Source organism: Anaerorudis cellulosivorans (assembly GCF_025943985.1).
Taxonomy (GTDB): domain Bacteria; phylum Bacteroidota; class Bacteroidia; order Bacteroidales; family Dysgonomonadaceae; genus Anaerorudis; species Anaerorudis cellulosivorans.
This window is the reverse complement of record NZ_JAPCWE010000004.1, coordinates 28,733-51,346: the sequence shown is the minus strand read 5'-3', so window position 1 is coordinate 51,346 and position 22,614 is coordinate 28,733. Positions and strand designations below refer to the sequence as shown.

At 37.4% G+C, this 22,614-nt stretch carries 22 protein-coding genes; 10 read left to right on the top strand and 12 right to left on the bottom strand.

Translation table 11 applies throughout. The features are described 5' to 3' along the window. Positions 1–209: 209 nt before the first annotated feature. Both rpsO and OLM34_RS02985 read right to left on the bottom strand, forming a co-directional pair. On the bottom strand, positions 210–479 hold the full coding sequence (rpsO, locus tag OLM34_RS02990) for a 30S ribosomal protein S15 (RefSeq protein WP_264405315.1): 270 nt from the start codon (positions 477–479) through the stop codon (positions 210–212). A gap of 74 nt (positions 480–553) precedes the next feature. Continuing rightward, positions 554–1,828 (bottom strand): carboxypeptidase-like regulatory domain-containing protein, encoded by a 1,275-nt coding sequence (locus OLM34_RS02985; protein ID WP_264405131.1) that lies wholly within the window; start codon positions 1,826–1,828, stop codon positions 554–556. Positions 1,829–2,123: 295 nt separating this feature from the next. On the opposite strand from OLM34_RS02985, the gene nadB reads away from it, so the two are divergent. From nadB to OLM34_RS02960, 5 genes are read left to right on the top strand one after another with little or no spacing between them, the layout of a single operon-like run. Beyond that, complete coding sequence (gene nadB / locus OLM34_RS02980) at positions 2,124–3,704, top strand: L-aspartate oxidase (RefSeq protein ID WP_264405129.1); 1,581 nt, start codon at positions 2,124–2,126, stop codon at positions 3,702–3,704. Positions 3,705–3,707: 3 nt separating this feature from the next. Beyond that, a complete protein-coding gene (folP, locus tag OLM34_RS02975; RefSeq protein WP_264405128.1) occupies positions 3,708–4,577 on the top strand; it encodes a dihydropteroate synthase in 870 nt (289 codons plus the stop codon). A 2-nt stretch (positions 4,578–4,579) separates the two neighbouring features. After that, complete coding sequence (gene cdaA / locus OLM34_RS02970; protein ID WP_264405127.1) at positions 4,580–5,341, top strand: diadenylate cyclase CdaA; 762 nt, start codon at positions 4,580–4,582, stop codon at positions 5,339–5,341. 14 nt (positions 5,342–5,355) lie between these two features. Beyond that, the gene (recF, locus tag OLM34_RS02965; RefSeq protein ID WP_264405126.1) at positions 5,356–6,465 is read left to right on the top strand and encodes a DNA replication/repair protein RecF; all 1,110 of its coding nucleotides are present in this window, start codon (positions 5,356–5,358) and stop codon (positions 6,463–6,465) included. A 6-nt stretch (positions 6,466–6,471) separates the two neighbouring features. Then, positions 6,472–6,765: a DciA family protein gene (locus OLM34_RS02960; protein WP_264405125.1), complete on the top strand. Its 294-nt coding sequence runs from the start codon at positions 6,472–6,474 to the stop codon at positions 6,763–6,765. 37 nt (positions 6,766–6,802) lie between these two features. Here OLM34_RS02960 and secG read toward each other — a convergent pair whose 3' ends face one another. From secG to rpe, 10 genes are all read right to left on the bottom strand, one after another. Further along, entirely contained in the window at positions 6,803–7,201 is a 399-nt protein-coding gene (gene secG / locus OLM34_RS02955; RefSeq protein ID WP_264405123.1) for a preprotein translocase subunit SecG, read from the bottom strand. Positions 7,202–7,208: 7 nt separating this feature from the next. Continuing rightward, the gene (locus tag OLM34_RS02950) at positions 7,209–7,895 is read right to left on the bottom strand and encodes a tetratricopeptide repeat protein (RefSeq protein WP_264405122.1); all 687 of its coding nucleotides are present in this window, start codon (positions 7,893–7,895) and stop codon (positions 7,209–7,211) included. Between the two features lie 95 nt (positions 7,896–7,990). Next, positions 7,991–8,500 carry an LPS assembly lipoprotein LptE gene (gene lptE / locus OLM34_RS02945; RefSeq protein ID WP_264405121.1) on the bottom strand — a complete coding sequence of 170 codons (510 nt, stop codon included), beginning with the start codon at positions 8,498–8,500 and terminating at the stop codon, positions 7,991–7,993. Next, positions 8,497–9,777, bottom strand: a complete 1,281-nt coding sequence (locus tag OLM34_RS02940) for a sigma-54 interaction domain-containing protein (RefSeq protein WP_264405119.1) — start codon at positions 9,775–9,777, stop codon at positions 8,497–8,499. Before OLM34_RS02940 ends, lptE begins: the two co-directional genes overlap by 4 nt. 64 nt (positions 9,778–9,841) lie before the next feature. Next, a complete protein-coding gene (locus OLM34_RS02935) occupies positions 9,842–10,672 on the bottom strand; it encodes a 1-acyl-sn-glycerol-3-phosphate acyltransferase (protein WP_264405118.1) in 831 nt (276 codons plus the stop codon). Positions 10,673–10,757: 85 nt separating this feature from the next. Next, on the bottom strand, positions 10,758–12,140 hold the full coding sequence (gene glmM / locus OLM34_RS02930; RefSeq protein WP_264405117.1) for a phosphoglucosamine mutase: 1,383 nt from the start codon (positions 12,138–12,140) through the stop codon (positions 10,758–10,760). A gap of 16 nt (positions 12,141–12,156) precedes the next feature. Beyond that, positions 12,157–12,702, bottom strand: a complete 546-nt coding sequence (locus OLM34_RS02925; protein ID WP_264405115.1) for a DUF4827 domain-containing protein — start codon at positions 12,700–12,702, stop codon at positions 12,157–12,159. 113 nt (positions 12,703–12,815) lie between these two features. After that, positions 12,816–13,865 (bottom strand): DHH family phosphoesterase, encoded by a 1,050-nt coding sequence (locus OLM34_RS02920; protein ID WP_264405113.1) that lies wholly within the window; start codon positions 13,863–13,865, stop codon positions 12,816–12,818. Between the two features lie 48 nt (positions 13,866–13,913). Further along, positions 13,914–15,875 (bottom strand): ComEC/Rec2 family competence protein, encoded by a 1,962-nt coding sequence (locus tag OLM34_RS02915; protein ID WP_264405112.1) that lies wholly within the window; start codon positions 15,873–15,875, stop codon positions 13,914–13,916. Between the two features lie 60 nt (positions 15,876–15,935). Continuing rightward, complete coding sequence (gene rpe / locus OLM34_RS02910) at positions 15,936–16,589, bottom strand: ribulose-phosphate 3-epimerase (protein WP_264405111.1); 654 nt, start codon at positions 16,587–16,589, stop codon at positions 15,936–15,938. Between the two features lie 146 nt (positions 16,590–16,735). Here rpe and OLM34_RS02905 point away from each other — a divergent pair, with 146 nt between their 5' ends. From OLM34_RS02905 to OLM34_RS02885, 5 genes are all read left to right on the top strand, one after another. Further along, positions 16,736–17,809, top strand: a complete 1,074-nt coding sequence (locus OLM34_RS02905; protein ID WP_264405110.1) for an N-acetylmuramoyl-L-alanine amidase family protein — start codon at positions 16,736–16,738, stop codon at positions 17,807–17,809. Between the two features lie 19 nt (positions 17,810–17,828). Next, a complete protein-coding gene (locus OLM34_RS02900; protein WP_264405109.1) occupies positions 17,829–18,725 on the top strand; it encodes an MlaD family protein in 897 nt (298 codons plus the stop codon). Between the two features lie 356 nt (positions 18,726–19,081). Next, positions 19,082–20,482, top strand: coding sequence for a chromosomal replication initiator protein DnaA (gene dnaA / locus OLM34_RS02895; RefSeq protein WP_264405107.1), 1,401 nt, complete (start codon positions 19,082–19,084; stop codon positions 20,480–20,482). 98 nt (positions 20,483–20,580) lie between these two features. Next, positions 20,581–21,828 (top strand): metallophosphoesterase family protein, encoded by a 1,248-nt coding sequence (locus OLM34_RS02890; protein WP_264405106.1) that lies wholly within the window; start codon positions 20,581–20,583, stop codon positions 21,826–21,828. Beyond that, on the top strand, positions 21,825–22,445 hold the full coding sequence (locus OLM34_RS02885; protein ID WP_264405105.1) for a ribonuclease HII: 621 nt from the start codon (positions 21,825–21,827) through the stop codon (positions 22,443–22,445). The genes OLM34_RS02890 and OLM34_RS02885 overlap by 4 nt, the downstream gene beginning before the upstream one ends. Positions 22,446–22,614 lie beyond the last annotated feature (169 nt).

Genomic DNA, 22,614 nt, shown 5'->3' with positions numbered 1-22,614 from the left:
ATTTATATGAGTCTTATAAAAAAAGCAAATAAAAAAGCATATTATAAAACATACTTTTACAATATGTTTTTAAGGGTTTATAGTAATCCCTATAGGTTATTTATTTAAAAATCAATCTATTTCGATGCTCCAAATTGACATGGATCAAAAACAAAAACGAGCAAATAATAATTAATTATTTACTCGTTTTTTGACTTTTTCTTGAAAATTTATTTCCTTATACCCAATTCTTTGATAATTGCTCTATACCTTTCGATATCGGTTTCAATCAGGTAATCAAGTAAACGACGACGTTTACCTACTAAAATTTTCAAAGCTCTTTCGGTGTTATAATCTTTTTTATTTGACTTTAAATGTTCAGTCAAATGCGCAATACGGTACGAAAACAATGCTATCTGCGCTTCCGGTGAGCCGGTATCAGTGTTAGACTTCCCGTATCGAGCAAAGATTTCCTTCTTTTTCTCTGCGTCTAAATACATATACTTAATAATTAAATAACTTAGGGCTGCAAAGGTAACGGTTATTTTTTTAATCGCCAAGCATTTCCAAATTATTATTGCTGACGACGACGAAGTTTGCCACTAAGCTTTTTAATTGCAGTAGATATTTCTTCATCGGGTTCAATAACATTATATTCGCCCCAAAAATCGGAATTTTGAAAATCTTCTACTTTTTCAGCAATAACATCAGTTGAACGAATCCGCTCATTTCGCGGAAATTTAACCACATCATCTGTATAACGATCGGTAATGGCAATTTCAGAACTGATCGTATACATAGGGGCAAAAAGGCCAAAGAATCGGTTTGACCAATTTACTTTAAAAGCAACATCCGTTCTGCTATGATTGAAATACCATTTATCGTCTTTCTCGATATAATCCACAATATATTTTGCGTAATTCATATCCACTTTCATCTTGAGCGGTTTCTTTTTAATAAAAATGTTCGCCGCATCTTTTCGATTTTCAACATTCATATTAAATTCCATTCGGGTGAAAGCCAAACTTTTTGCATCCAAATAGATTTTCCCCCGGAAAAGAATATCCTCAATACCGGGACGTGGTAAAAAAGAGATTACATAATTGGGTTTATCGTTAAAACTAACGATATTTTCGATAGTAAAAAGGTATTCTTCACCCTCTTTCCCAAAAACAACCTCCGGATTCTTAGCAATATCAAGCAATAGAGCATCAGTAAGTCCTCCCTGAAATTTAAGCAAAATCGTATCGCGGGGACTGATATCGGTTGCTTTACGTCCCATGTAAATACGAGCCTGATCGTTTTCGAAGGAGCGATACGATGCCTTGTAAATATCTACCACGGCTTCAACAAGTGATATATAAGTATTCCTTTTTTTGATCGATTCCCGATAAAAAGCGATCATCATGTTCGGAACATCAGGATAATTATCCGGAATGCGAAGCAATGCTTCACGTACCAATGGTCCTCCATCTCCTGAAACTACTTCAACCTCTTCCAGCAAGATAGAAGATGGCTGCATCATTATATAATCGTTTAGTCTATCAATCAACGTTATAACGGGGATGACTTTATTTCGGTATCCTAAATGTCGAATAATGAGCTGTGAATTCTTTGCCGATTCCGGAACCTTGATCGAAAAATATCCATCTTGGTTGGTAATGGTGGAAATATTTGAATTTATCACAGAAACACCTGCATAAACCAATGGTTCGCGCGTATCTTCTCCCAACACTCGTCCACGCAACAAGTAATAGGTAGAATCATTTTTTTGCTGCAAAGCGGCTGCATTCAGAATTGTAACCGTTGCACATAACAAAAATAATAAGGTTAATGAAAATGCTTTCATATGGGTATATAACAAATTAAAAATAAATGTCGTAATGAACAGTATCTTATAACAAAGAAAATATTTTATTGCGAATATAGCAATAGAATTCCAATATTTAACCAAATAAATAACTGTACTTTTTAATGAAACAAATTCCACGTTCTAAAACAAAGCATAACTCATTGTTTATCTGCAAGAATAAACAATGAATTAAAAAAGATTTTCGCTGTGAATGGACTATTTTGAATTTAAAATGACCATGATTAAAGTTTAATTTATAAATTTGTAAGATAGAAGGAGCAAATATACCTATATGACTTATAAATATGACTTTTTAGTAATAGGTTCAGGCATAGCAGGAATGAGCTTTGCATTAAAAGTTGCCAATTATGGCAAAGTGGCTATCATTGCAAAAAACTCGTTGGAAGATGCCAATACCTACTATGCACAAGGAGGAATAGCTTCCGTAACCAATCCTTGGGATAATTTCGATAAGCATATTGCAGACACCTTAGATGCAGGTGCGGGATTGTGCGATGTGGCAGTAGTAGAAAAAGTAGTGCGAGAAGCACCTGCACAAATTAAAGAACTGATCAGTTGGGGTGTTGATTTCGATAAAGATGAACAAGGAAATTTCGATCTCCATAAAGAGGGCGGCCATTCCGAATTTCGCATTCTTCATCACAAAGACAATACCGGCGCGGAAATCCAACTTAGGTTGATTAATGCAATTAAAAACCACCCCAATATCGATGTGTTCGACAACCATTTTGCAATTGAAATTCTCACTCAACACCATCTAGGGCAAATAATTACATCTGAAACCCAAGGGATCGAATGCTATGGCGCTTACATCCTGGATCAGAAAACGAACCAAATCGATACGTTTCTATCCCGAATAACCATGATGGCTACAGGTGGAATCGGCTGTATTTATCAGACGACCACCAATCCGTTGGTTGCGACCGGAGACGGTATCGCTATGGTATCCCGTGCAAAAGGCGAAATTAAAGGAATGGAATTTGTACAATTTCATCCTACCGCCCTGTATCATCCCGGTGACCGCCCTTCATTTCTGATTAGTGAAGCGGTGCGAGGATATGGAGCCATCCTGAGGACAAAAGACGGCAAAGAATTCATGAATAAATACGACAAACGAGAATCGTTGGCGCCGCGAGATATTGTTGCAAGAGCCATCGATACGGAAATGAAAAATCGTGGTGACGATTATGTATATTTGGATGTTACACACAAAGATCCGGAAGAAACAAAAAAACATTTTCCCAACATTTACGAAAAATGCAAGTCGTATGGCATCGACATCACCAAAGATTACATTCCCGTAGCACCTGCTGCCCACTATTTGTGTGGTGGAATACGGGTAAACATTAACGGGGAAACCAGCATTAAACGATTGTATGCAAATGGAGAATGTGCTTGTACCGGTTTGCACGGAGCAAACCGATTGGCCTCCAATTCACTTATCGAAGCCGTTGTTTTTGCCGATGCAGCGGCCAAACATTCCATTTCCCGATTCAAAGATTACTCTTTTCAGGAGAATATCCCCCCATGGAATGCAGAAGGTACTACACTACCTGAAGAAATGGTATTGATAACCCAGAGCTATAAAGAGGTAAATGAAATCATGTCGTCGTATGTCGGCATTGTCCGCTCCGATCTTCGCTTACAGCGTGCAATGGCAAGATTGAATATTTTATTTCGCGAAACAGAAAGCTTATTTCAACGCTCGGTAGTTTCTCGGGAAATTTGTGAGTTACGTAATATCATAAAAGTGGGATACTTGGTAATCAAACAGGCAATGGCACGAAAAGAAAGTCGCGGATTGCATTACAATATAGATTATCCGTATCAGTTGCCAACTTCCACATTATAAGAAATGAAAAAATTTCTCAACATAAAAGGATCACTAATGGATCTCTCAACTCCATTAGTAATGGGTATCATTAATATTACTCCCGATTCTTTTTACTCAGAAAGCCGTAAAAACTCGGAAAAAGAAATTCTCGAAAGAGCAAACCAAATTCTGGAAGAAGGTGGAACTATTATCGATATAGGAGGGCAATCCACTTCACCATCATCCGTTTTACTTTCTGAGAAAGAGGAACTTAATCGGTTGGAACCTGCTCTTAAAATTATCAGAAAAGAATTTCCCGATGCCATTTTATCGGTAGACACTTTTTACGCAGAGGTAGCCAAAAGCGCTGTCGAAAAATATGGAGTTGACATGATAAACGACATTTCAGGCGGGCAAATCGATAAAAACATGTTTGCAACAGTAGCTCAACTAAACGTTCCCTATATTCTTATGCATATGCGTGGCACTCCTCAAACCATGCAGCAATTGACAAATTACGATAACTTTATTCAAGATATTTTCTACTATTTTTCCGAAAAAACAGCCCAACTCAATCTATTGGGAGTAAATGATATTATTATTGATCCCGGTTTCGGCTTCAGCAAGACATTATCGCAAAACTATCAACTGATGGCTTATCTCAGGTATTTCGATATTATTGATTTCCCTCTGCTGGTGGGAATTTCACGAAAATCGATGATTTATCGGCTTCTCGATTCCGATCCATCAAAATGCCTGAATGGCAGCACTATTTTAAATACCTATGCATTAATTTATGGTAGTGATATTCTCCGTGTACACGACGTGAAAGAAGCGGTAGAATGCATACGGATTATATCGGAACTCAAAAAATTCGAAATTCCCTTAACCCGACAAAACGAAACAAGTTGACCATGTTTGAACATTTCGGCATAAAAGATTTTATTGATATCTTTCTTGTAGCTCTTCTGCTCTATTATCTTTATAACATAGTAAAGATATCCGGCATACGTCCTTTGTTCATGGGAATACTGGTCTTCTTAATTATTTGGGTGCTGGTTTCTCAAGTATTTAACATGGTTTTATTAGGAGCCATCCTGGATCAATTTGTAAGCGTAGGTCTATTCCTGCTGGTAATTTTATTCCAAGATGAAATCCGACGATTTCTCATGTCATTAGGATCAAAAAAAGGATGGAAATTCATATCGAAGCTTTTCTTTCCAAATAATAAACAAAAGAAAGACAATTCACATCTAACTGCAGTAGTATTAGCTTGTATGAATATGGCAAAATCCAACACCGGAGCACTCATTGTCATTCAGGGTGATATTCAGTTAGGATTATATGAACAAACAGGGGAAATTATCAATGCCGATATTTCATCACGATTAATTGAAAGCATCTTTTTCAAAAACAGTCCTTTGCACGATGGGGCCATGATTATTGTTGGGAAAAAAATCAGAGCTGCCGGATGCATTTTACCCCTGTCGCAAAACCCGAATATTCCCAAATATCTCGGATTAAGACATCGGGCAGGACTTGGGATTTCACAAGAAACCGATGCTAAAACAATTATTGTTTCGGAAGAAAGAGGAAAAATTTCATATGCATGGAAAGGACGACTTAAAATGAACGTTACGCCTGAAGAATTGCAGCAGTTGTTAATTGAAGAATAAAAGAGATTTACTTAATGTTTTTACGACAATTGTCCATTATTAATTACAAAAATCTGTCGCAGATAGAACTTGATCTATCTCCCAAACTTAATTGTTTTATTGGCAACAACGGTATGGGAAAAACAAATCTGTTGGATGCCATTTACTATTTATCTTTTTGTAAAAGTCATACAAATCCTGTCGATTCCCAAATTATCTGTCACCATTCCGATTTCTGCATGCTTCAAGGGAAATACGAATTTCCCGATCATTCTATAGAAGAAGTATATTGCGCTATCCGGCGACGACAAAAAAAACAATTCAAGCGCAACAAAAAAGAGTATGAACGACTTTCAGACCATATAGGATTTATTCCATTAGTTATGATCTCGCCCGCCGATAATGAACTGATAATTGGAGGTAGCGATGAACGACGCAGATTCATGGATATGGTTATTTCCCAATTCGACAAAAATTACATGCACTCCCTGATCCGCTACAACAGAGCTTTACAACAACGAAATATCATATTAAAAAACGAAGAGGAAAACATTGATCTCAACTTACTCGAAATATGGGAAGAACAAATAACAGATGAAGGAACGCTTATTTTTGAAAAACGCAAAGCTTTCATCGACCGATTTATTCCTATTTTCAATCGTTTCTATAACTTGATTAGCCGATCAAATGAAACAGTTTCGCTTAATTACATTTCTCAACTCAAAGAGAGTGATCTTCATCACCTGTTAAAAAGAAACAGAAAGAAGGACATGATGCTGGGGTTTACTACGGTTGGCATCCACAAAGACGATCTGGAAATGCTACTGAACGATTTCCCTATTAAGAAGACGGGATCACAGGGTCAGAATAAAACTTTTTTTGTGTCAATGAAATTAGCTCAATTTCATTTTTTACTCGAAACGACAAAAACCAAACCCCTTCTATTGTTGGACGATATTTTTGACCGCTTGGATAGCTCACGGGTGGAGGAAATCATCAAACTTGTTTTAGAAAACGAATTTGGACAAATATTTATTTCCGATACTAATCGTAAATCACTTGACAAGATGCTGGAAAAAACAGCGCATACCGATTATCACCTCTATTCGGTGAAAAATGGCTACATTAACCGAATAACCGATTAATTTTTTATGCTTAAACACGAATCTAAATCCATTGGCGACATTTTGTCGGAATATTTTGAAGAAAACACTTTTCTTAGAACCAAAATAGCCGAGCACCGGGCAGTTGCTGCCTGGCGTGAATTGCTTGGTTCAGGAGTAAGCAAGTACACAAAAAATGTTTATTTAAAACGAAACACCCTTTATGTTCAGCTTTCATCATCAGTATTAAGGGCAGAATTACAAATGAATAAAGAAAGCCTCATCGAGAAACTCAATGAGGCTGCAGGAATGCCTATTGTATACGATATTATACTTCGATAAATTCGCCTACTCAATTTCAACGTAAAACCGGAATGTATTACTCCGCTTTTTCTATTGGCTGCGTATCCGTTTGACTTTGATCCTGCTGTTGAGTGCCCTGATTGGGTAGCGTTTGCGAAGGCATTGGCATGGCAGGTGTCACATCGGGGGCTGCACTAGGACTAAGAGGAGCAGGTTGCTGCACTTCAACTTGAGATTGAGGTCCTTGAGAATGCGATGCTGTATATTTTGCAGTAAAAATGCTTAAAATAATGATAACGGCGGCAAGCGTCCACGTAGTTTTTTCCAGAAAATCCGTAGTCTTTCGTACACCCATAATTTGATTGGATGATGAGAATCCGGCAGCTAATCCTCCCCCTTTAGATTTTTGAACCAGTACAATAAGGATCAACAAAATAGCTGCAATTAAAATAAGAATAGTAAGGAAAATATACATATCGAGATTATTTTTTATTTTTTTCGTTTATAATCAAATACTCCAAAAAATGAATTTGGTCGGCAAAGTAAGCACTTTTTTTTGGAAAATTCAAACTTAAACGCTTAATAATTGTAAGCGCTTGTTCATATTTTTTTTGTTTAATATAAATTCTTGCCAGGGTTTCGGTTAAAAATTTATCATCATCGATTTCATTATCTGATATATAAGCATTTTGTTCTTTATTAATAGACACCTCATTATCAGATAATGAAAAGGGAGCATTCAAATCGGCATTTTCAATAAATTGATCAATAATATCGTGATGTTGCAATAGATTCTTTCCTGAACTGTCCTCTGCTGTTCCCGTGTTTTTTTGTTCAACCGATTCCAGATACAATAAATAATCAGATGAAATTATATCTATCCCCAAATTGGTGAAAGCAGCGTTATCGGCCTTCGTTTCTTCTCCGATGGTATTAAAAAAAGAGTCGATCAATGCTTGCGTTCGATCTTCTTGAACGTTTTTTTCTACCTCATCATCTTTTAAAAAAACAGCATAATCCCCTCTGTTAATCAAATAAAATAGTTTTTTTCTATCGACACAAAAAAGAGCCGTTTTAGCCAATTTAGCCGAATATAGAGGATGTTGTACCAGTTGCAGATTCTTTTGATAAAGCAAAAGAAGGGTCTGAAAATAAGGATATTCATCCAATGTTTCCTCCAATTTGCCAAGTGTGGCATTGTTCAATACTTCGGGATTTTCAATCCAACTATATAATTCAGAACTGATCATCAGAAAAATACAATTTACCAATTTGACATCGTGGCATTGAATATCTGATCAATTATATCTTTACAAAGTTCCTCAATCAATTGATCTTGCACATCGGTTAACAAGCGATCACTAGGAAAATTTCGATAAGCCGATATTGTTTCCTCTTTATCCTGACCTTCATCTTTATTATTACGATAACGCATCTTCACTGTCATGGTTAACCGGGTTTCCGAAGCAAAAGCATCTTCTTGCACGGCCATTGGAGTAAGTTCGTACCCAACAATTTCCCCCTCAATTTCCAGATCTCCGTTTTGATTTACAAGTCGAAGCTGGGTATTCCTGATAAACATATCTTTCAGCTCCTCGTTAAATCGCTGTTCAAGAGGAGGATATATTAAAGCAGCTTGATTGGGAAAGTTAGCTAAATATAAGGTCTTTGTTGTATTATAATCGACTGAGGCTCCATTGAATCGATAAGAAATGGAACAAGAAGCCAATAAAACACTAATCCCTGCAAGAACAAAAAAAGGGATACGTTTCATAAATTTTCCAGCTTATATTCTTTAATTTTCCGATATAATGTTCGTTCTGATATTTTCAAATCATGAGCAGCCGGTTTTCGTTTGCCGTTATGACGTTCCAATGCTTTCACAATCATATCTTTCTCTACATCTTCCAACGAAAGCGTTCGTTCTTCATATTCCGTAGCTTCCTGAATTTCTTCCTCATGCTTTGATACATCCTCTTTAAAAGAAGCATCAGAAACCTCTCTGCCATATTTAAATGGCAAATTCAATGAAGCAGGGTCGTGTGAAACAAAAGAAGAATCACTATGAGCTCGTTCTGGCGTAAAAGTGGATTTCATTTTGTCACCTGAAGCAGTTAAAATAGTGGCAACAACTTGTTTCAAATCCATGATATCCTTTTTCATATCAAACAAAACCTGATATAAAATTTCACGTTCATTTGCAAACGTTTTTTGTTCGGTCTCTTTCACATCGAATAAACGTACAGGTACCATGCCTACTTCTTCGGTTGGCAAGTATCGTTTCAATATTTCGGGGGTTATGATCCTTTCTTGTTCAATAATAGAAATCTGTTCCGTTATATTTTTTAATTGCCGTATATTGCCCGGCCACCGATAATCCATGAGCATTTCTTTTGCAGCATTCGTTAAGCTAATAGGTGGTATCATATATTTTTCGGCAAAATCGGTAGCAAATTTATGAAAAAGCAAAGGAATGTCTTCTTTCCGCTGGCGAAGAGGAGGAATGCGGATAGGAACCGAATTTAAGCGATAATATAAATCTTCTCTAAATCTCCCTTTTTCCACAGCTTGCACCATATTCATATTGGTAGCAGCAACCACCCGCACATCACTTTTTTCTACTTTTGACGAACCCACTTTGATGAATTCTCCTGTTTCGAGTACCCTTAATAACCTCGCCTGAGTAGGAAGGGGTAGTTCAGCCACTTCGTCAAGGAAAAGAGTCCCGCCATCTGCCACTTCGAAATAACCCTTACGGGTAGCCGTTGCGCCCGTAAACGATCCTTTTTCGTGACCAAAAAGCTCAGAATCAATTGTCCCCTCAGGAATAGATCCACAATTTACTGCAAAATAAGGGCCGTGTTTCCTCCCACTGTACTGATGTATTATTTGAGGAAAAATTTCTTTACCCACTCCGCTTTCACCGGTAATGAGAACAGACAAATCTGTGGGAGCTACTTGCAAAGCGATATCGATAGCGCGATCCAACTCAGGTGAAGTACCTATGATGCCGAATCGTTGTTTTACTTGTTGAATATTTTGTTTTGCCATAAATGAATCTCTAAACCGCAAAAAATAAAATCCATAACAGGATAGGATATCAAAAATACTAAATTTATTTGACATTCCCTAAAGCATACGTTCTCGATTTTAAAAATTCTCCAAGTTCTTCAATGTCTTTATATTTCGATATTTCTCCCGGCATAATGGGGTCTCCGATGGTAATTACCATTTTTTTCCCTTTTTTATTGTTTAATTCATGACATAGGCCTAATGTACGTACCTGCCATCCCAAAAGGCGTAAAGCATAAAAACGCGGTGAATTTCCACCAGAAAAATGCATGGGAATCACCGGGACTCGGGCTTTTTTAATCAATTTTACAACAGAAGGCTGCCATTTCCTGTCGGCAATCGTTATTTTATATCCTTTTCTTGCAAAATCCGAAATAGCACCGGCAGGGAAAAAACCAAGATGATGTCCTTGACGAATATGATCGATGCATTCTTTTATGCCGTTTAGGGTAACGTCTCGATTTTTTTCCGATTTAAAAGGATTAACCACAATAAAATTTTCAGACATGGTATCAATCATTCCCAACACAAAGTTAACCATCATTTTATAATCATTTACGCGACTTCCTACCAATTCAATTGCAGCAATGCCGTCTATGTGTCCATATGCGTGGTTAGACACAGTAATAAAGGGTTTGTCTTTATATCTATCCAAGACTTCAATATTCTGCCAGATGCGTATTATTTCCAGTTTATCCAACACATCTTTACAAAATGCAGGACCGGTAAGGTGTTTTGATCTATCGTAGATTTCATTTACGTAATTCAATCCCGACACCTTCATTATCAAGTTGATGAAATTATCTCCATGTTTTCCTCTGAAAATCGGATGAATTTTTCTTATATCATCATAGCTGATTAACTTATCTTTCATTATGTAATACAGTTATCCTCGTCTTAAAAATATTGCCTGAATCCGCTGCAAACCAATATTAAAAAACCTCTCAAATTAGAGCTAATCATTTGAATTTATTTATCATTTCTATAATCTGTTTTCCGATATTTTCGGCTTCTTCGGGAGATCGTGCTTCAGAATAAATCCGAATGATCGGTTCTGTGTTCGATTTTCTTAAATGTACCCATTTATCGGGAAAATCGATTTTCACCCCATCGATATCGGTAATTTCATGATCTTTAAATTCTTCCTTGATAGCATTCAAAACCAAATTTATATCAATATCGGGCGTCAGCTCTATTTTTTGTTTTGCCATATAGTAGGCAGGATAAGAAGCACGCAAATCGGAACCCTTTTTACCCGATTTTGCCAGATAAGTCAAAAACAAGCCTATTCCTACCAAAGCATCACGTCCATAATGCGATGAAGGATAAATAACTCCACCGTTTCCTTCACCTCCAATCACTGCATTTACTTCTTTCATTTTAGCGACGACATTAACTTCACCCACGGCTGCAGCATAATATTTACCACCCCGAGCTTCGGTAATATCACGCAAAGCACGACTTGAACTCAAATTCGACACTGTATTTCCGGGTTTATGCTGTAATACATAGTCAGCCACAGCAACAAGGGTATATTCTTCACCAAACGGTTCCCCGTTTTCGCAATAAACAACCAGTCTGTCCACATCGGGATCAACAGCAAACCCAATATCGGCATGTGAACTTTTCATCAGAGAAGCAAGTTCGGTCAAATGTTGTGGCAGCGGCTCGGGATTGTGCGAAAAAATGCCATGGGGAGAACAATGCAATTTGAATACTTCTTTTATTCCCAATGCGTAAAGTAACTCAGGCACAGCTATTCCTCCTATGGAGTTTACAGCATCGACCGCCACTCTCAACTTAGCCGACTTAATCGCTTCAACATCCACCAAATCAAGCGACAATATATGTTGAATATGCTGCTGAAGATAAGATTTACTTATGGTTTTACCTAATTCCTCCACCGGTGAAAAAACAAAATCTTCGGATCCGGCAATATCCAAAATTTGTTGACCTTCCTTTGCATTCAGAAATTCCCCATTGAAATTCAGCAATTTCAATGCATTCCAATGCTTGGGATTATGACTTGCAGTCAGAATAATACCACCTGCAGCATTTTCTTTAACTACGGCAATTTCGGTGGTGGGAGTTGTAGCCATACCGATATCCACCACATTAAAGCCCATTCCGTTGAGTGTTGCTACAACAAGTCGGTGAATCATTTCACCTGAAAGGCGTGCATCACGTCCAACAACAATTTTTTTCTCTTTCCCATGCAGATTTTTTTCGATAAACGTAGCATATGCAGCCGTAAATTTTACGACATCAAGCGGTGTCAGGTTATCTCCTGCTTTTCCCCCTATTGTACCACGAATCCCCGAAATAGATTTAATAAGTGTCATGTCTTTTTTATTGATTTCAGTTTATCGGATTAGGATTTTCTATACGATACTGTAGATTTCCATAGTAGGCTGTACGATAATATGATTTATCATATGCAAGTCCTTGATTAAACGGAACTATCAATTTTACTCTACCCAAATGTCCTACATGGACCAATGGCACGACCCAGGCATTGCATGAGTATGTAGTGGGGTTTCCGTAGACCAAAATTTCCGGATCGGGACTAAGAATATTAGCGTATTGTGTAGTATCGCCATCCAAAAAGTATGTCAACCCCTTAAAACGAATGTAAACTTCCTCACCAAAAGTTGCTTTTCGCCCCCCCGAATCAATCACATTATAATATACCCCTGTAGCCGGATCACGGTAAAACTCGTTTGGTTCAAATACATGATCTTCGGGATATTCATCGAGAACGACGAGTTCGTTTTCCGCGATGAATTGCTTAATACCTTTGGATTCATCTTTCAAATATTCCGCATATGTTTTCTGATTGTCGCAGGAATTCCCTATAAACAAAAAAACAGCAATGGCTACTATTACAAAACTTATTTTTCTCATTCTTAGCAATAAAATTCGAATTTGGTACAAAAATAAATAATTCAACTTCAAAAAATATTTATTTATGAAAAATAAACGATTCTTCTGACCTAAAAACATTCGTTGAATAAATTTCAGCGAGATGCACTTTTCAACTTCAATTCATATTTTTTGAGTCCTGTTTCAAATAAAACAATAGCTTCTTCCAGGGTTCCATAAAATTCACCTCCCGCAGCATTCAAATGTCCTCCACCTTGAAAAAATTCTGCAGCGAATTCATTACAAGCAAAGTTCCCTTGGGAACGAAAAGATAATTTGATGTAATTATCGTCCTCATAAATGAAAGCGGAAAAAACGATACCCCGTATGCTAAGCGGATAATTTACAAAACCTTCCGTATCTCCCTTTTTAGACTTATACCTTTGTTGATCTTCTTTCGACAGATAAATAAGGGCAGAATGAATGTCAATGTAAATTTTCATCCGCTTCAACAACGTAAATCCCAATAACCGAAAACGTTCTTCTGTATAATTGTGGTAAACATTCGAATAAATCGCATCTTTGTCGATTTGCTTTCTCAGCAGCAGGCTGATAATCTCGAATATTTCAGGATCATTGGAATTGTATGTAAACCCTCCGGTATCCGTCATCATACCGCAATAGATACATTCTGCAATATCTTTATCTATATACTCATACTCACCCGCTTGATAAAGCAAACGAAAAATCAACTCACTGGTGGAAGAAATTTCAGGATAAGAAATCACTACGTCACAGGAGTTTTCAGGATATGGATGATGGTCTATCAATATCTTTTTCGCGTTAGAAGCCGTTACAAAAGAAGCCATTTTACCAATCCGCTTGGGAACATTGAAATCAAGGCAAAAAATTAATTCTGCATTCATTATAAGATGTTGTCCGACTTCAGGATTATACTCATAAACCAAAACATTTTCCGTCCCTTTCATCCATTTCAAAAAATAGGGGAACGAATTAGGAACAATAAGTTTCACATCCTTTCCTCTACGAAAAAGATAATGATACAATGCCAAAGACGCCCCTAAAGCATCACCGTCAGGAGAAAGGTGAGTAGTGATGAGTATTTTATTGTAATTATTAATGAAAGAACGAATTTCGTCGATTAGTTCTTTGGGGATGATATCTGTAATTGTGGCTGCTCTCATTCAATCTTTTAAGCTATCCGATCTACATCGTCTTTTGCTGCAAATATACTACAAATTTATAGAAAATGCGCCCATTTGCGATACATCATGCACTTTTATATGTAATTGCCGGCACTCCTCTATTATACGCATGACCGTATGTTTCGAAAGAGAACTATCAAGAATGACCGTTTCAGGTAAAAAATAACTGTTCAACGTATACATAGAGAAAGAATTGTCTGCCGATAGGATTAAAAAATCGACCGAAAACGTTTTTTCAGCTATTTTCGATTGGTAGATATTTTCCGATAATTTAACAATTCTCTTGGCAGAATAAGGCAATATGCCATTTCCTTCTCTTATAACAGTCGTTGACCTGTTATCCACAACAATTCCCAGCTCGCTCATTCCCGGTCGGTTATAAACAATAAATCTAGGCAGAGTTCTGTTAATAATCGTATGGGTATCTGTAAGCAAAAATACGAGAATGGATCCCAATACAACAAAAAGATAGTTAAACCGCTTTTTCGTCATATATCCACCAAAAGCAAATAAAACAATAAAAAGGAGTACCACCTGAAAAAAAGAAAGATAGTGATTGGAAATCTGTGCATAAGGCAACGATTCAAACACATAAACAATATGAATAACTATCCGGATCAACACATTGAGCAACCAACTCATTGTTTGAAATAATGAATAAAAAATGATGAAACCCGCTTGACTCAGTCCCGAGAAAAGGATAACCGGCAATACTGCATAGATTACTAAACTAACAAGAGGAACGACCAATAAATTCGTAACAAAAAAATAGGTTGGAAATGTTCCAAAATAGTACAAGACAAGGGGAAAAACTCCCAACTGTGCCGATAAGGACAGAGTAAAAAGATCCCGAATTTTCAGAAAAAATCGATGAGAAGGAGTGCATAACTTATCGAGTTTTGGTTTAAAAAACAAAATAGCAAAGACCGACAAAAAACTCATTTGAAAGCCCACTTCGAAAAAGCTCAACGGATTAAAAACAAGAATTAAAAAAGCTGCTGCCGCAAGAATATTATAAGAAAATCTCTCTCTGTTAAAAATCTTACCCAAACAAAAAAAAGAAAGCATAATTGCCGCACGAATAACGGAAACAGACAATCCCGTAAGGAAAACATAACCCCAAAGAAAAAGGATGATCAGTAACTGTTTCAAAACTATTTTTTTGCCGGAATTCTTAAGAAAAGAAAAAAGCACGCTAAGGATAAGATAAACAACTCCGACATGCAATCCACTTACAGCCAACACATGTGCTGTACCCGATGCACGAAAAGCATCTTGCAGATCGTTGGAAAGATTGGCCTTGTATCCTAAGGTAAGAGCCGCAATGAAAGCATATTCATCGGAATTTAAACCGAAAGATTCATAAAGATGAAGCACTTTAGCCCGTAAATTCTGCGATAAAGTATAAACCGATTGAATGTTATTTCCCGTTTTACTCCATTGTTGAGATGGAACATACGCCGATCCTGCAAAACCCTTTATTCTCATAAACCGGACATAGTTGAAATCATCAGGATTGCCAAAATTTTTGAAAGGCTCCATCTTGGCATGAAATACAATCTCATCACCAGGCCGAAGATCGATACTCTTTGCATCTTTTTCAAAATAAAGGATCACTTTTTTCTGTTCAGGACCTATCAATTTGATATTGCATTGAACAGAACGATGTTTTTGCTGCGGAATATCAAGAACAATCCCTTTACAAGTGACATTTTCGTTTAAATAGCCTAATGAAGTGTCTGCGACCTTCTGCCGGTATTGCAATGTAATCACAGAAAAAACGAACAAGAACAATCCGAAACCAAATACCCATCGATATTGAAATTCTCTGTTTTCCGGAATAAAAAAGGAAAGCAACATGATAAAAAAACCTGCAAAACCGAAAACAAGAGCTGAAGGGACGGGGTGAACAAATTCATTGGCAACAATCCCCGTCACAACGGGAATGAGCAAACGCAGAAAAGGTGTTTTCCCTATTATATGAGTCATCACATTCTCATTGCTAACGCAAAAAGTTCGTATTGATAAAAAAATTGATAAAAAAGACTTTTATAAACTTTTTAATCGATGAATAGTTTCTATGGGATTTTCAGAAGAAAAAACAAAATTCCCGGCAACAAGTACATCAGCTCCGGCATTAATCAGTCGTTTGCCTGTTTCCAGATTAATGCCCCCGTCAACCTCAATGAGGGTAGAAAGATTTTTTTTTACAATCATTTCCTTTAAAGCCGAAACTTTCTTTATAGAATGATCGATAAAATGCTGACCTCCGAATCCGGGATTTACCGACATCAACAAAACCATATCCAACTCATGCAAAATATCTTCAAGTAAAGCGATTGGCGTATGCGGATTTAATGTAACTGCTGCCTTCATCCCGGCTTTTTTGATTTCTTCAATAACTCTATGCAGATGAACACATGCCTCATAATGCACATTCATCACATAGGCACCCACGCGGGCTACTTCCAAAACAAATTTTTCGGGCTGAACAATCATTAAATGAACATCCAGGGGTTTATCGGTTATGTATTGAAGCGAATTAATCACCGGGAAGCCGAAAGAGATATTTGGAACAAAAACTCCATCCATAATATCTAAATGTATCCAATCCGCTTCGCTGTTGTCCAACATTTCCACATCTTTGCGAAGATCCAAAAAGTTAGCGGAGAGAATAGAAGGTGCTATTAAATGATGATTCATAAGCGTTTAATTAATTTTTCAAAGGTAGTGAAAATTTCGAAATGAGAAAAGTCATTAAACCTTAATATCCTTTATTCAGTCAGTAAAATGATTATTTGGAAATATTTAATCCGATTTTTATCACTATTTTTGCAAAAAGAAAAGGCATGTCTCGATATTTCGAAGTATTGTTTTTACTTATTTTCGCAGGATTGCTTTTTCCCGTATTCCCTGTGGCAAGTCAGCAAAAGGAATTTACGGTAGTGATTGATGCGGGCCATGGTGGCAAAGATCCCGGAGCACTCGGATCCTCATCGCGCGAAAAAGATATCACACTTTCGGTAGCAAAAAAGCTGGGCGCATTGATTGAAAAAAAACACCCCGATGTGAAAGTAGTTTATACGCGCAAGGACGACAGTTTTGTTGCGTTGGATCGAAGAGCTGATATTGCCAATAGCGCAAAGGCTGATCTTTTTATCTCCATTCATTGCAATGCATTATCCAAACGACAACAATCGCCTCAAGGCGTAGAAACCTTTATTTTGGGATTACATAGAAGCAAAGACAATCTTGAAGTGGCCAAAAAAGAAAACTCCGTTATTTTACTCGAAGAAGATTATTCACAAAAGTATGAAGGTTTTAATCCTCAAGAACCGGAATCATACATTATCTTTGAATTCATGTCCGATCAATATCTCAAACAAAGCCTTCGTCTTGCCTCGCTGGTTCAACACCAATTAGTTCATAATTCCAACAGAATAAACCGTGATGTCAGACAAGCCGGCTTCCTTGTGCTACGCGAAGTTGCCATGCCGAGTATCCTTGTCGAATTAGGATATATCAGCAATCCGAACGATGAGAAATACTTAAAAAGTACTGCCGGGCAAAATTCCATGGCAAATTCAATTTACATGGCATTCAAGGAATACAAAAGAGATTACGATAAAAAAAACCGGATTTTTTCGAATGAAACGACTAATCAACACCAAAAGACAATTTCATCGGAAACCGCAATCGAATATCGGGTTCAATTTCTGACTTCGCCCAAAAAATACGAAGCCGGTTCTCCTGCTTTTAAAGGATTATCCCCTGTGAGTTTTTATAAAGACGGAACAGTCTATAAATATACTTACGGCAGTGCAACCGATCTATCAGAGATCATAAAAATTTTAAACGAGGTACAACCAAAATTTAAAGACGCCTTCATCGTTAAATTTCAAAATGGTATTCGAATTCAATAATTAACTAACATAATTATTTATGAAATTGAAATTAAGCAAAAACGCAAGCATCGGATTATCCTTCCTTATCAGTCTTGCAATAATTTACTTTGGCATTAATTTTTTGAAAGGAATAAATATTTTTCAAAAACAGAATAATTATATTGCTGTTTTTGACGATGTCTCCGGATTAAATATCTCATCTCCGGTATTGGTAAACGGTTATCAGATCGGATTAGTTAGTTCTATTAGGATAATCAGTACCGATCCACTGAAGTTTGCAGTAGAAATAAGATTGAATAACGACTTTAAAATAAAAGAAGGGAGTACGCTTGAGTTCGGCACTGACCTGCTTGGCGGATCACCGGTTAAACTGAAAATCAATAATAAGGCTACCCGTTATTTGAATCCCGGCGATACCCTGCTCGGAGGGCGATCAGCGGGGATGATGGATAGTGCCGAAAAAATTGTCCCAAAAGCCGATTCTCTCCTCTTACACATTGATTCTACCGTCATAGCATTGAACCAATTACTCACCAATCCTGCATGGCAGCAATCCATCAGCGGAATTAATAGAACTGTAGATGAATTACAAGCTTCTGCACATAATATCAACAATATCATTTATAATATAGGGAAAGAGATTCCTGAAATTACACAAGATCTGACTGTAGTGATCGATAATCTGAAAAAAGTTAGCGATGAATTATACGCAGCTGATCTCAACCATACATTAGTGTCGCTTGACGAAACAATTACAAATTTGAATTTACTATCTCAAAAAATAAACACACCCGACAATTCGTTGGGAAAACTTACAAACGGTTCAGAACTCCACGACAGTTTAATCGTTACCATCAACACTGCAACAAAATTGCTGGAAGATGTAAGAAAAAATCCGAAAAAATATTTAAGTGTAAAATTGCGCCTATTCTAGAATTGAAGCCTATTTGTGCTTTATACTAGAAACATTTAAATAGAATTGCTCTAAATAAATACATTTCTTATAAAAATCATAAAAGTATTTGTATTATTGCATTTAAGGGACAAAAATGAAGTGATTTTCTCATTTTCAAGGACTTTTTCACACTTAATAGAAATGCTGATTTACAATAGTTTCCCAAAAGAGCGTATTTATATATAATTGATATTTAATTATTTATTATTATCAGGTTGATTATTAATCCTGTGTTTTGTTGGCTGTTTTTAAAATAGAAACCCATTTTTTTTTCTGAAAAATATTTCCAAAATTTGTACTCGAGAAGCAACAAGAAAACAAGTTCAAATAAACTAATGAAAGGAGATTTCAAGATTTTATGGAATAACTGTCTAAATGTCATTCGGGATAATATTACCGAAGCTGCGTTTAATACCTGGTTTGCACCCATCATACCCTTAAACTATAAAGATAATGTGCTGACAGTGCAGGTGCCAAGCCAGTTTTTTTATGAATATCTTGAAGAAAAATACCTTGATCTTATTCAACAGACACTTTATCGCGAAATTGGAGAGGGAACAATCTTGAATTACCGCGTGTTGATTGAAACAGAAACCAATACGACAGTAGAGCTTCGTGGAGAAACCAAGGCGCAGTCAGGAGACAAAAATTTTACAAAAAAAATAGCCGTCAAAGTTCCCAACCCTTTTGAACGCGTAGAAACACCCGAATTCGATTCTCAAATAAACTCCAAATATACCTTTAACAATTTTTTTGAAGGTGAGAGTAACCGATTAGCCCGCACAGCTGCAGAAGCAGTGGCCGAGAATCCTGCAAAAACCGCTTTTAATCCCTTATTCGTCTATGGCAATTCGGGAGTAGGGAAAACTCATCTTTGCCACGCCATTGGTTCAAAAATTCTGGATCGATATCCGGAAAAGAAAGTGCTCTATATCTCTGCACACCTTTTTAAGGTGCAATTTACAGATGCCCGACGTTTCAATACCATAAACGACTTTATTAATTTCTATCAGGGAATCGATGTGTTAATTATCGACGATATTCAAGAACTATCGGGATTGGAAAAGACACAAAATACCTTCTTCCACATCTTCAACCACTTGCATCAAAACAACAAACAGCTGGTAATGACTTCCGATTGCGCTCCCATGGATATGCTGGGAATGGAAGAACGATTACTGACTCGTTTCCGCTGGGGATTGACCACAAGTCTGGAACGTCCCGACAAAGAATTGCGCAAGAAAATATTGAAACACAAAGTACTTTCCGATGGGTTGTCCATCTCAAATGAAGTCATCGACTACATTGCTGAAAATGTGACCGATAACGTACGCGACCTCGAAGGTGTTATTGTTTCGCTGATGGCACATTCCATCATCAACGACCGCGATATTGACATGAACCTTGCCCGCAGGGTAATGGAACAAACCATCAAATTCGAGAAAAAACGCATTACCGTACAAAAAATTCAAGATACTGTTTGTAATTTTTTCAACATCAAGAAAGAACTTGTTCACTCTGCATCGCGAAAAAGAGAAATTGTTCAAGCTCGCCAGGTAATCATGTATTTTACTAAAAAACACACCGAACTGTCACTTTCTCAAATTGGTGCACAAGTAGGCAACAGAAATCACTCCACTGTTCTTCATGCCTGCAACGCCGTCAAAGATCTTGTGGAAGTCGATAAAGGATTTCGTGCCAATATTGAAGAAATTGAGCGATTGCTTAATTCATAAAAACATCAACCGTTGCTGCCATTAGCCTAACTCGCTATTATCGGCACATTTTTTTATCTATTTCCCCGATAAAGCCATTTTATTTAGAATCCCCTGTAATGAAACGATTTTTATATATCCTGTTTTTCCTAACCTCCCAACTATCGCTTTGGGCAGCAAAACCAATAAAAATAGCAGTCATCAGCGATGTACATTATCTTTCGTCTCAACTTGCAGGGAAAGGCGCTGCATTAGAAAAATACGAAACAGCGACGGGGAGGAATACGGAAGATCTTCATGCGGTACTAGATAAAGTAGTGACCGATTTGCGCGATGAATCTCCCGATATTTTACTCATACCAGGCGATATAACCAAAGACGGGGAAAAGCAGAGCCATCTGGATTTTAAGGAGAAACTGCTGCCGTTAACAAAAAACGGAACACAAATCTTTGTTGTTCCGGGTAATCATGACATCAATGTTCCCACAGCAAAAAAATACACGGGAGACAAAACCGAACCTGCAGAGAATGTTACAGCCGAAGAATTTGCGCAGATCTATGCGGATTTCGGCTACGGAAAAGCCTTGAAACGCGATACCGCATCGCTGAGCTACCTTGCATTTATAAACGATTCCCTATGGCTGCTGTGTTTCGATACCAATCGATACAACGAATACCGCACCTCTACACTTTCATCCGGAAGAATTCTCCCACAAACGCTGCAATGGGCATTGGAAATTTTCTCCCAAGCAAAAGAAAAAAATATCAACATAATTGGAATGATGCATCACGGCTTAGTGGAACATATGCCGTATCAAAGCACCTTCTTCCCGGAATATCTGGTTGATGACCGGAAGAAAAATGCGGAAATTCTTGCAGACAGCGGATTAAAAATTGTTTTTACCGGACACTTTCATTCCAATGACATCACATCTTACACCTCGACCGCCGGAAATACGATTACCGATGTGGAAACCGGAAGTCTGGCTCAATACCCATTTCCCTATCGCTTGATTCTCCTTGAAAATGATACATTGAAAATAAACACCCATGTTGTAAATTCGATCCCTCCAAAACCTCAATTGGCAGAAGAATACAAAGAGAAACTCAGCCAACAAACAGAAGCTTTGGCTTCATCGAAAATCAACAGCCTCAACATACCGTTACCCAAAGAAATCCGACAGGCGCTAGCTCATGTTATTGTTCAGATGAACCTATTGCATGTTTGCGGCGATGAACAACTTACAGAAGAAATGGCACACGCAATAAAAAATTTCAGTAAAATAATGGGGCAGGAAAATTTCGATTCGTCAACATTTCAATTGGATTATCCGCCTGCCGACAACAAGGTGGAACTTGCCTTATGAAACCAAAACCGTCTCCGCATCTGGCATGTTACATGCATAGCAATTGCTTGGAAGCAGGTTGCGACGAAGCAGGACGTGGATGTCTTGCAGGGCCTGTCTTTGCCGCCGCCGTTATCCTCCCTCCCGGTTTTGAATGTGCCAAGCTGAACGACTCTAAACAACTTTCGGAAAAAGATCGCAACGAACTGCGAAACCTTATAGAAAACCAGGCTTTGTGCTATGGCGTGGCTTGGTGCTCTGTTCGGGAAATCGACGAAATAAACATTCTTCAATCATCCATAAAAGCCATGCACAAAGCATTGGACAAGCTCTCCATACGACCGCAACATATTCTGGTGGACGGAAACCGCTTTAATCCATACGAAGATATCCCTCATATGTGTATTGTAAAAGGTGACGGAAAATACATGTCGATAGCAGCCGCTTCCATTTTGGCGAAAACTTATCGGGACGAATACATGAAAAATCTTCACAACGAATTTCCGGATTACGGGTGGGCGCAAAACAAAGGATATCCTACCCTTTCGCATCGCGAGGCAATCAAAAAAAATGGAATCACTCCTCACCATCGCAAAAGTTTTACGTTGTTTGAAAAACAATTAAAAATCGAATTCTAAAACACTCCGTCACTCACTTTTTATTGTTCTAATTATAAACGAATATGGAAAAAATGAATCCCCTATCGGTTTCGAATTAAAATTATTTCATGATAATTTGTAGATTTTTACGGTAAAACAAGAGGATATACCCACATTTTAATCGTTTGACTTGCAAATAATGGCTAAC

Excerpts from the sequence above, each read along its gene's own strand:
- rpe (WP_264405111.1), bottom strand. The coding sequence starts at position 16,589 with ATGAATCATCATTTAATAGCACCTTCTATTCTCTCCGCTAACTTTTTG.
- secG (WP_264405123.1), bottom strand. The coding sequence starts at position 7,201 with ATGTATATTTTCCTTACTATTCTTATTTTAATTGCAGCTATTTTGTTG.
- recF (WP_264405126.1), top strand. The coding sequence starts at position 5,356 with ATGTTTTTACGACAATTGTCCATTATTAATTACAAAAATCTGTCGCAG.
- cdaA (WP_264405127.1), top strand. The coding sequence starts at position 4,580 with ATGTTTGAACATTTCGGCATAAAAGATTTTATTGATATCTTTCTTGTA.
- rpsO (WP_264405315.1), bottom strand. The coding sequence starts at position 479 with ATGTATTTAGACGCAGAGAAAAAGAAGGAAATCTTTGCTCGATACGGG.
- nadB (WP_264405129.1), top strand. The coding sequence starts at position 2,124 with ATGACTTATAAATATGACTTTTTAGTAATAGGTTCAGGCATAGCAGGA.
- OLM34_RS02960 (WP_264405125.1), top strand. The coding sequence starts at position 6,472 with ATGCTTAAACACGAATCTAAATCCATTGGCGACATTTTGTCGGAATAT.
- OLM34_RS02940 (WP_264405119.1), bottom strand. The coding sequence starts at position 9,777 with ATGGCAAAACAAAATATTCAACAAGTAAAACAACGATTCGGCATCATA.
- OLM34_RS02915 (WP_264405112.1), bottom strand. The coding sequence starts at position 15,875 with ATGACTCATATAATAGGGAAAACACCTTTTCTGCGTTTGCTCATTCCC.
- OLM34_RS02900 (WP_264405109.1), top strand. The coding sequence starts at position 17,829 with ATGAAATTGAAATTAAGCAAAAACGCAAGCATCGGATTATCCTTCCTT.
- lptE (WP_264405121.1), bottom strand. The coding sequence starts at position 8,500 with ATGAAACGTATCCCTTTTTTTGTTCTTGCAGGGATTAGTGTTTTATTG.
- OLM34_RS02920 (WP_264405113.1), bottom strand. The coding sequence starts at position 13,865 with ATGAGAGCAGCCACAATTACAGATATCATCCCCAAAGAACTAATCGAC.
- folP (WP_264405128.1), top strand. The coding sequence starts at position 3,708 with ATGAAAAAATTTCTCAACATAAAAGGATCACTAATGGATCTCTCAACT.
- glmM (WP_264405117.1), bottom strand. The coding sequence starts at position 12,140 with ATGACACTTATTAAATCTATTTCGGGGATTCGTGGTACAATAGGGGGA.
- dnaA (WP_264405107.1), top strand. The coding sequence starts at position 19,082 with ATGAAAGGAGATTTCAAGATTTTATGGAATAACTGTCTAAATGTCATT.
- OLM34_RS02985 (WP_264405131.1), bottom strand. The coding sequence starts at position 1,828 with ATGAAAGCATTTTCATTAACCTTATTATTTTTGTTATGTGCAACGGTT.
- OLM34_RS02935 (WP_264405118.1), bottom strand. The coding sequence starts at position 10,672 with ATGAAAGATAAGTTAATCAGCTATGATGATATAAGAAAAATTCATCCG.
- OLM34_RS02890 (WP_264405106.1), top strand. The coding sequence starts at position 20,581 with ATGAAACGATTTTTATATATCCTGTTTTTCCTAACCTCCCAACTATCG.
- OLM34_RS02885 (WP_264405105.1), top strand. The coding sequence starts at position 21,825 with ATGAAACCAAAACCGTCTCCGCATCTGGCATGTTACATGCATAGCAAT.
- OLM34_RS02925 (WP_264405115.1), bottom strand. The coding sequence starts at position 12,702 with ATGAGAAAAATAAGTTTTGTAATAGTAGCCATTGCTGTTTTTTTGTTT.
- OLM34_RS02905 (WP_264405110.1), top strand. The coding sequence starts at position 16,736 with ATGTCTCGATATTTCGAAGTATTGTTTTTACTTATTTTCGCAGGATTG.